Here is an 8,373-nt window from a genome sequence, read left to right as displayed (position 1 = left end):
GACGCTCTCACCCGTTACATCTCGGGCGTACTCGCACGGCTGCAGGAGGTGTGGGTCGGCCAACAGGTGGCCGAACTGAAATCGAAACTGCAGCGCATGTCACCGGTGGAGAAGCCCGACGACTACAACGCGTTGTTCGGCGACCTCATCGCCCTCGAGCAGTACCGCCGCAGTCTGCTCGAGCTCGCCGTCGGAAGTGTGGCCGAGGTCGGTTAGCGCCGCAGCTGATCGCGGGGAACGAAGACCTGGGTCTCGTCGTCGATCGGCTGCATCGGCTCGAGCCGCGGTTGTGTGTTCAGGGAGTCGGACAGCTTCTGACGGCCGACCTCGATCGCCTTCTTGGTGGCTGGGCTCGACGCAACGGCGTTCGCAGTCTTGCGAATCTGTTCGTACCGGCCCCGTCCTGCCTTGGCACCGAGCACATAAGCAGCTCCAGCCGCCAGTACCAAACGAATCATCAGTAGGTCCTTCCCTAGAGCGTGCGGCTGTTCTTCCATCTTGCCCGACGAACCTCGAGCAGGGCGATTTGGTACTCGGCAGGGGGTGTGCGCTATTGTTTCCAACGGCTCGCACGAGAGTGTGACGCCGCGAGGTAATCCCCCATAGCTCAATTGGCAGAGCATTCGACTGTTAATCGAAGGGTTCCTGGTTCGAGTCCAGGTGGGGGAGCGCAGTCCCCGTTCGGTTCGCCCGGGCGGGGATTTTTGCTGTCCGGAGTGAGCCGCACGAGCCGTCCGGCACTGCTCTTGAACGCACCGAAACAAGTGGTACCGAGAGTTCGAGTCAGTTAACAGATCGTGACGGTTATTTCTGTATATCGATTGAATGAATCCCTTCGACCGATGCCAGTTTTGTCGGTCTCTCGCGACATACTGAACGAGCGATCCCGGTGGCTCAACAGTGCTATAAAAAGCCGGGTCGGTCGGTTTTAAGGGGCTTCATGAGTTTGAGTTACGCGGCAACAGTTCCACGGCACCTCGTGCATCGAAGGTCGCCGGGCGACGTTCTGTTGACCGATTACGAGACCGTCGAGGGCACCCATCGGGCGGCCGTTCAGTTCCCCACGTCGCATCGCATGTTCGCGCCGGTGCGCCGAACCCACGACTCGTTGATGGTGGCCGAGGCTCTGCGCCAAGCGATCAGCCTCTTCTGCCACGTCAACCACGGGGTGCCACTCGATCACGTGGTGTTCATCGAGCACTCCCGCTTCGAGATCCTGGACCCGCTCTCGGTCGACGACATCGACGATTCGCTTGTCGCAGAGTCGATCACGACCGACGTGACGTTCGAGAACGAGTCGCTCGACAACATGAAGCTGTCCGCCCGACTCCTGAACGGCACCCACCTCGTCGCGTCGGGGACGGCGTCGGTGCGGACCATCGGACCCGAGGTGTATTCGCAGTTCCGCAAGTCGACCGTTGCCGACCCCCACTTCCGTTTCCTGCCTGCCGGAACCGAGGTGGTCTCGGCGTCCTCCGTCGGACGTCTCGATCCCTCCGACGTGGTGCTGGCACGGCACACATCCGACGGCACCATCGTCGTCGCGCCGGATCCGCGAAACCTGGCGATGTTCGACCATTCGGTCGAGTATCTGCCGGGAGTGACGATGCTTGAAGCGGCCCGTCAGGCTCTGCGTCTGGCGACCGAAACACCGACGTTGGATTTCACCTCCTGCGAGGTGAGATTCATGGGATTCGCCGAATGGACCAACCCGTGCACGGTGATCGTCGACACGGACTCCACCGACGGCGTCTTTCGCATTCAGTTCGAGCACGACGGCGAGGTGCTGTCTGCGATGTCCGTCACGGTGACGTCCGAACCGTGGTTGGCCCCTACCGATCGCTCCAGTCGATAAGGGCGTCTTCGGCGACTGCCATCACGCGCGCGAGGCGTCGGCGCGGCACCACCGCGGGCAGCAACATCTGCCACATCTCGGTCAGCCGCTGCTGTAGATCGGCGCGTCCGGTCAACATCTCCGACACCGTCTGTACGCCGGTGAACGAGGCGACGATGTATCGACCGAGCGTGTGCGCGTCGATACCGTCGACTATGTCGCCCTCGGCCTGAGCACGTGCGGCCAGATCACCCATCTTGCCGATCCAGTCCTCGAACGCGCGCGCATTGGGGCTGTCCGCGATGGCCGACTCCAGCGTCAATCGCATACCCCCGCGGGCGATGGATTCGGTCTGCAGTTGGCGTCCCAATTCCTTGCTCACCAGAATCAAGGCATCCAAGGCCTTCGGAGTCCGCTCCATGATGAGGGCGCTCGCGCTCGCCGCCATGGACAGTTGCGCGTCGATAACTGCCTGCGCCAAATCTTCCTTGGACGAGAAATGAAAGTACATCGCGCCTTTGCTGACCCCGGCATGGGCGATGATGGTGCTCAAACTTGCTGTGCCGTAACCGAACTTCTCGAAACTGGCGGCGGCCCCTTGGAGTACGGCCTGCCTGGTGGACGCTGCACGCTCCTGCATCGGTAGACAATAACTGTTACCCGGGTTCGCGGCACGACGGCGCGAAGGACTTCTCCCTGCGAATCGATGGCAGGCTGAGGCGATGGTCCACACCAGTGCAGGAATTCTGTTGTATCGCGTCGGTGTCGACGGTCCGCAAGTCCTGATCGCTCACCCCGGAGGACCGTTCTGGGCGCGTAAGGACGACGGGGCCTGGTCCATCGTCAAGGGGCTGATCACCGATGGTGAAGACCCCTGGACGGCGGCCCGACGGGAATTCCGAGAGGAAGTCGGTGTCGATGTGCCGGCCGGAGAACACATCGAACTCGGCACCGTCAGGCAACGCGGCGGGAAGATCGTCATCGCGTTCGGCGTCGAGGCCGATCTGGATGTCTCGAATGCGGTGAGCAACACATTCGAGATCGAATGGCCGCCGAAATCCGGTCTCATGAAGTCGTTTCCCGAGGTCGATCGCGTCGAATGGTTTCCGCTGGCGCAGGCGAGGACGAAGCTGCTCGCCTCCCAGCACCCCTTTCTGGACGCGGTGGAGGCGGTTGTCGCAGCACCGTAGTTTCGGCGCGGGTTCCCGGGGTATCCACCGGCCGGAAATGGCGAGGGTCGCGGATGCAGAGTGGGAAACAGATCATGACACCTACGGGTACGGCAGGCGTGACCGCTCACGCGGAGACTGCTCTCGTGGAGACAGTATGGGGCGGCCGGATAGTGGCATCGGGGTTCGTGGTTCTGGCCACAGGACTGTCGTGGGTCTTCGTCGCGTCGGCAATGATCGGACAGTGACCGAGGATCGGTCGGCCGAAACTGCTCGGCGACAACGACGAAGGACAGCACTGTGACCGACAGCATTGCCTCAGCAACACCACCCTCGACGGAGGTGCCCGCACGCGCCTGGAAAGCGCTCGTGGTTCTGCTGCTGGGGATGTTCATGGCGTTGCTGGACACCACCATCGTCAACGTGGCGTTGCCGACGATCAGCACCACCTTGGAAGCGTCGGAATCGGTTCTGTCGTGGATCATCTCGGGGTACGCACTTGCCTTCGGGTTGGCTCTCATCCCGGCGGGCAAGGTGGGCGACCGCATCGGTCACAAGTGGGTCTTCTTCACCGGTCTGGCACTGTTCACTCTCGCGAGCTTCGCGTGCGGGCTGGCTCAGGACGATCTGCAACTGGTCGTCGCGCGAGTCGTTCAGGGCTTGGCGGGCGGCATGTTCGTTCCCGCTGTCACCGCGTTCATCCAGCTGTTGTTCCCAGGGCCGGTGCGAGGCAAGGCATTCGCCATCATGGGTGCCGTCATCGGCGTGTCGACCGCGCTCGGTCCCATCGCCGGCGGCCTGATCATCCAGGCTTTCGGCGACGAGAACGGCTGGCGGCTCGTCTTCTGGGTCAACCTGCCGATCGGAATCGTCGGTCTCGTCGCTGCTGCGGTGCTACTTCCGGGCAAGACCGATACCGAACCGGCTGCGCGCCCCGGAATCGACTGGCTCGGACTGGTGCTCATCTCCGCAGGTCTCATCGCGCTGCTCGTTCCGCTGATCGAGGGCCAGGAACTGGGCTGGCCCCTGTGGACCTACCTGACGATCGCAGCGGGACTCGGTCTGATCGCGTTGTTCGGCTGGTGGGAAGTGATTCGGACGGGCCGCGGACAGAATCCGTTGGTACCACCTCGATTGTTCACCCGTCCGGCGTTCACCGGAGGCGTGATCCTCGCGCTCGTCTACTTCGCTGCCTTCACGAGCATCTTCTTCACCATCTCGCTGCTGTGGCAGACCGGACTCGGCAACACGGCACTGGCATCGGGCCTGGTGTCCATACCCTTCGCGATCGGCAGCATCATCGCCGCCTCGCAGAGCAACAGGCTGACGATCAAACTCGGGCGTACCGTTCTGATACTCGGCGCGTCCCTCGTCTCGATCGGGCTCATCTGGTTGTGGATCATTCTCGCGACCAGCTCCGCCGACACGATCTCGCACTGGACGCTGACGGTGCCACTGTTCATCGCGGGTCTCGGCAACGGTGCGTTCATCGCACCCAACGCGCAGTTCATCGTCGCGACCGTCGATCGCGACGATGCGGGAGCCGCGAGCGGCGTCATTTCCACGATGCAGCGCGTCGGCTCGGCGATCGGCATCGCAGTGATCGGCAGCGTGCTGTTCGGGTCGCTCGAGATCACTGGGCCGGACACCGTCGGGTCGGGCTTTCTACACGGAGCAGCCATGGCAATGGCTGTCAGCGCGGCGTTCAGTGTGATTGCGCTGGCGTTGGTCTTCGCGCTTCCCAAGAAGGTGCAGGGCGCACACTGAGCGCTGCCGATCAGCCCTTCAGACCTTTGCTGTGTCGCGCGACCACGGTGGACGCGAGATCGGCGATCTTGACGTTCAGATCCTGGGAAGACTTGCGCAACAACGCGAACGCCTCGTCGCCGTTCACGTCGTGCAGGGCCATGATCAAGCCGATCGCCTTGCCGATCTCACGGTTGCTCTCGAGGCCGGCGCGCAGCGTCGACGCTTCTTCGCCGTTCATGACGGCGGCGACGGTGATCGAGGTGAAGGCCGTCAGAATGACTGCCTTGTCCACACTGTCCGAGCCGAAGACGCCGGGACGATCGGTGAACAGATTGAGCGCGCCCACCTTCTGATCGTCGACCTTGAGCCGAAATCCCATCGCGCCTCGTACCGGCGTCCGGTTCAACACACCGCGAGCCATCGCCGGCCACTGGGTGGGAGTGCGGAAGTCGGCTTCGAGCTGGGCTGCCTCGCTGGTGATCGCGTCCAGGCACGGTCCTTCGCCGGTAGCGCGCTCGATATCGTCGACGACACGCGCTATGTCGTCCGAGGCTGCGACCGTGACAGCCTTCCCGTGGCGCATCAACATCAAGCTGGCGTGGTCACAATGCGGAACCAACAGCGTGGCCGCATTGCACAGTGCGGTGTAGACCTCTTCGGCGGTTGTACCTCGGTACACGATGTCGGCCAAGGCCGCGAACACAGTAGCCGGGTCGGTGGACGGGGCGTCGAACTGTCGGTCGTCGTTCATTGCTTCTCCCGTCGCGTATGGAACCGTCTCCCCGATAACCGGGCGTAGGCGCTACTTACCGTACCGCCAGGCGGCTGGGGGTACGAACAGTCGGGTCTCGGCAGTAGCCTCAGGTCGTGAGCGATGCGCAGGAGTCCACCGGGTTCGAGTACGGCCACGACGGACCGAAATCGATCGTGGTGGGCGTCGACGGGTCCGATTCGTCCTGGCGCGCCGCGGCCTATGCGGCAGGGCTCGCCCGTAGGCAGCGGTCGCTGCTGGTATTGGTGTACGTGCAACCCATTGCGACGGCCTCGTGGGGCCAGGCAGGAATCTCACTCGTCGAAACCGGTCAACAGATAGCCGACGAACTGCTCGACTACATCAGAACGTCGGCCGCCCGGTTCGGGGATCGGGAGCACGTGCGGTGGGAGTTCCGAACCGCACAGGGTGACCCGTACAACGGGCTGATCGCCGTGGCAGAGCAATTGCGTACCGACGCCGTCGTGGTGGGGGCGTCCGAGACTGCCGGACATCGAATCGCCGGCTCGGTGGCGGTGCGATTGGTCAAAGCGGGACGGTGGCCGGTGACCGTCGTGCCCTGAACGGAGCGAAATCGAGCCGATCTGCCGTCTGCCCTGTAAAAATAGGCAGTCACCTCGTCGGATGCGAGGCGCACGTGGTGCCGTTTTCGGATCCGAGGAGTTCCATGACCGGGCTGTCGCGTAGACAATTCGTGGCGAGAGTGGGGACACTCGCGGCGGTGTGGGGTATCGCACCCCACGTGCTGGGTCAGGCTCTTGCGGCGAACGCCCAGCCCGTGAACGTGGGCGCAACCGGAACACTCGCGCAGACGATCCTGCGATCCTCGACAGGGCCGGGGAAGTACCGCGTGCTCGATGCCGGTCCGGGGGAGCCGTACGTTGCACGCCTCGACGTTCTCGGACGAGCGCCGAACCCGTCGAGGGCGCAGTCGCGACGGTCGCTGCTCTACCTCGGGCACCTCTCGGACATGCACGTCATCGACGCCCAATCTCCCGGCCGCATCGAGCCCATGATCGTCTCCGACCACGCCGCATGGGGTTCGGCGTTCCATCCGCAGGACCCGCTGACCGTGCACGTCACCGCGGCGATGGTGAAAGCGTTCGCGGACGCGCGGATCAGCCCGGTCACCGGCGCACCGATGGGGGCTGCCGTGGTCACCGGGGACAGTGCCGACATGCATTCGCACCTCGAATTGCGCTGGTACATCGACGTTCTCGACGGCGTACCGGTTCGGCCGACGAGTGGGGCCGCGGACATCTTCGAGGGTGTTCAGGCCTGGCCGGAGGCGCAGTGGGCCTACCGACCCGGTGATCCTTCGGGAGGGTCGTTCGGCGATTACGGATTCCCGACGCTTCCCGACCTTCTCACCCAAGCGATGTCGGGAACCGTCGAATCGGTGGGTCTGCCCGTGCCGTGGTACTCGGTCTACGGCAACCACGACACCTTGTTGCTCGGCACCTTCGACCTGTCCTCGCAGCTGCACGCGCTCGCCGTCGGAGGCCGCAAGGCGTACACCCTCCAGGCGACGGCCACCTCCGCCCTGGCCGGCTACGCGTCGACGGCCAGTCCGCTGCAGAGAATGGTCGATGCGCTGGGCGTCGGATCCGGTGCGCGACCGGGGTTTCGCGCAGTGTCGGCCGACCCGGCACGGTACCTGTTCGAGCAACGCGAGTTCATGCAGGAGCACTTCGAGACCACCCCGACACCGGGACCGATCGGACACGGCTTCACCCAGCACAATCTCGACTCCGGTGAGACGTGGTGGGCGGCAGACCCCACCCCGAACATCCGAACGTTCGGACTCGACACCTGCAACGCCGTCGCCGGCCCCGACGGTGCGGTGCCCGAGAACCAATTCGACTGGCTCACCGAGCAATTGGAGAAAGCGCAGGCCGAGCGCAAGCTCGTGCTGATCTACACCCATCACAACAGTCTCACGCTGGAGAACCGAGCGCAGCGTCCAGGAGAATCGGGGAAGCTCTACGGCGCAGACGAATTCATCGATCTGCTGTTGAAGTATCCCGTGGTGATCGGCTGGCTCAACGGCCACACCCACCAGAACCAGATTTTGGCGCATTCGAGCGGCGGACGCGGATTCTGGGAGATCACCACCGCGTCGTGCATCGATTTCCCGCAGCAGCAGCAGGTGGTCGAGATCGTCGACAACCGCGACGGAACTCTGTCGCTGTTCACCACGGTGCTCGATCACGCGTCGCCGATCACACCGGGAAACAGCGGCAGTTACCTGGATCTGGCGTCGCGCAGCCGCGAATTGGCGGCCAACGACTGGGCCGAGAATCCGCTGATGCGTCGAGGGTCGCGCCTGGATCGCAACACCGAATTGCTGTTGCCTGCACCGTTCGATCTGAGTGCCATCACCGACGCCGCGCTCGAGCAGCAACATCTGGACGAGCACGCGAGACTGATCGCCTACGAGACGAGGCAGGGCCGATGAACGGAGTGTGCAGGAAGATTCTTTTGGTCGCCGCCGTGGTGGCGTGCGCGGGATGTTCGCAGACCGCTGCGCTCGCGCCGGTCGGCGGTGCCGAACTCGGGGACCTCCGCTACGCAGTGAACGACGTTCTGTTCGAGAAGGGAATCGAGATACTGGTCGCGCCGGTCTGCTCCGGTACCGGAGCAGACATCGAATGTGTCGGGGAGACAACCGACAACGAGGCGATCACCGGTTCGGCCACGTCTGACGACGCGAGCACCGTCGAGGTGAAAGTCGGCATGGAGGTTCTCTACTCGGGGTCCGTGCAGGACGTGCTCGACCGCAATTCGACGGTCGGTGCGCCGTGAGAGGGATCGGTGTTCTTGCCCTCGTCGTGCTCGTGTCTGCGCTT

The 8,373-nt window shown here is 63.8% G+C and carries 10 protein-coding genes, 1 tRNA gene and 1 pseudogene; 9 read left to right on the top strand and 3 right to left on the bottom strand.

Annotated features, from left to right (window positions below; translation table 11 throughout):
- A pseudogene (locus A2J02_RS19230) lies at nt 1–216 on the top strand (DNA primase); the annotation flags it as partial.
- Here the strand turns inward: A2J02_RS19230 and A2J02_RS19225 are convergent.
- Nucleotides 213–458, bottom strand: a complete 246-nt coding sequence (locus tag A2J02_RS19225) for a hypothetical protein (protein WP_068052299.1) — start codon at nt 456–458, stop codon at nt 213–215. The pseudogene A2J02_RS19230 and the gene A2J02_RS19225 sit on opposite strands and share 4 nt — an antisense overlap.
- Before the next feature lie 138 nt (nt 459–596).
- Here A2J02_RS19225 and A2J02_RS19220 point away from each other — a divergent pair.
- A tRNA-Asn gene (locus A2J02_RS19220) sits at nt 597–669 on the top strand.
- A 271-nt stretch (nt 670–940) separates the two neighbouring features.
- Nucleotides 941–1,855, top strand: coding sequence for an AfsA-related hotdog domain-containing protein (locus A2J02_RS19215; RefSeq protein WP_082898917.1), 915 nt, complete (start codon nt 941–943; stop codon nt 1,853–1,855).
- Here A2J02_RS19215 and A2J02_RS19210 read toward each other — a convergent pair.
- Entirely contained in the window at nt 1,833–2,474 is a 642-nt protein-coding gene (locus A2J02_RS19210) for a ScbR family autoregulator-binding transcription factor (protein ID WP_068052291.1), read from the bottom strand. The genes A2J02_RS19215 and A2J02_RS19210 overlap by 23 nt on opposite strands.
- An 82-nt stretch (nt 2,475–2,556) precedes the next feature.
- On the opposite strand from A2J02_RS19210, the gene A2J02_RS19205 reads away from it, so the two are divergent.
- The 3 genes from A2J02_RS19205 (at nt 2,557) to A2J02_RS19200 (ending at nt 4,770) form a co-directional block, all read left to right on the top strand.
- Nucleotides 2,557–3,024, top strand: coding sequence for an NUDIX domain-containing protein (locus tag A2J02_RS19205; protein WP_068052286.1), 468 nt, complete (start codon nt 2,557–2,559; stop codon nt 3,022–3,024).
- Between the two features lie 74 nt (nt 3,025–3,098).
- Entirely contained in the window at nt 3,099–3,251 is a 153-nt protein-coding gene (locus A2J02_RS27840; protein ID WP_156516304.1) for a hypothetical protein, read from the top strand.
- 52 nt (nt 3,252–3,303) lie between these two features.
- Nucleotides 3,304–4,770 (top strand): DHA2 family efflux MFS transporter permease subunit, encoded by a 1,467-nt coding sequence (locus A2J02_RS19200; protein WP_068052284.1) that lies wholly within the window; start codon nt 3,304–3,306, stop codon nt 4,768–4,770.
- 10 nt (nt 4,771–4,780) lie between these two features.
- On the opposite strand, the gene A2J02_RS19195 is transcribed toward A2J02_RS19200, so the two are convergent.
- Nucleotides 4,781–5,503, bottom strand: coding sequence for a GAF and ANTAR domain-containing protein (locus tag A2J02_RS19195; protein ID WP_068052282.1), 723 nt, complete (start codon nt 5,501–5,503; stop codon nt 4,781–4,783).
- A gap of 116 nt (nt 5,504–5,619) precedes the next feature.
- On the opposite strand from A2J02_RS19195, the gene A2J02_RS19190 reads away from it, so the two are divergent.
- From A2J02_RS19190 to A2J02_RS19180, 3 genes are all read left to right on the top strand, one after another.
- Nucleotides 5,620–6,087: a universal stress protein gene (locus A2J02_RS19190; protein WP_068052281.1), complete on the top strand. Its 468-nt coding sequence runs from the start codon at nt 5,620–5,622 to the stop codon at nt 6,085–6,087.
- Between the two features lie 104 nt (nt 6,088–6,191).
- The gene (locus A2J02_RS19185; protein ID WP_068052278.1) at nt 6,192–7,982 is read left to right on the top strand and encodes a TIGR03767 family metallophosphoesterase; all 1,791 of its coding nucleotides are present in this window, start codon (nt 6,192–6,194) and stop codon (nt 7,980–7,982) included.
- Nucleotides 7,979–8,329, top strand: a complete 351-nt coding sequence (locus tag A2J02_RS19180; protein WP_068052275.1) for a hypothetical protein — start codon at nt 7,979–7,981, stop codon at nt 8,327–8,329. Before A2J02_RS19185 ends, A2J02_RS19180 begins: the two co-directional genes overlap by 4 nt.
- The last annotated feature ends 44 nt before the right edge of the window (nt 8,330–8,373 follow it).

The organism is Rhodococcus sp. EPR-147, assembly GCF_001647185.1.
Lineage (GTDB): Bacteria > Actinomycetota > Actinomycetes > Mycobacteriales > Mycobacteriaceae > Rhodococcoides.
Note: the sequence above shows the minus strand (reverse complement) of the source record. Positions and strands in the feature narration are given on the sequence as shown.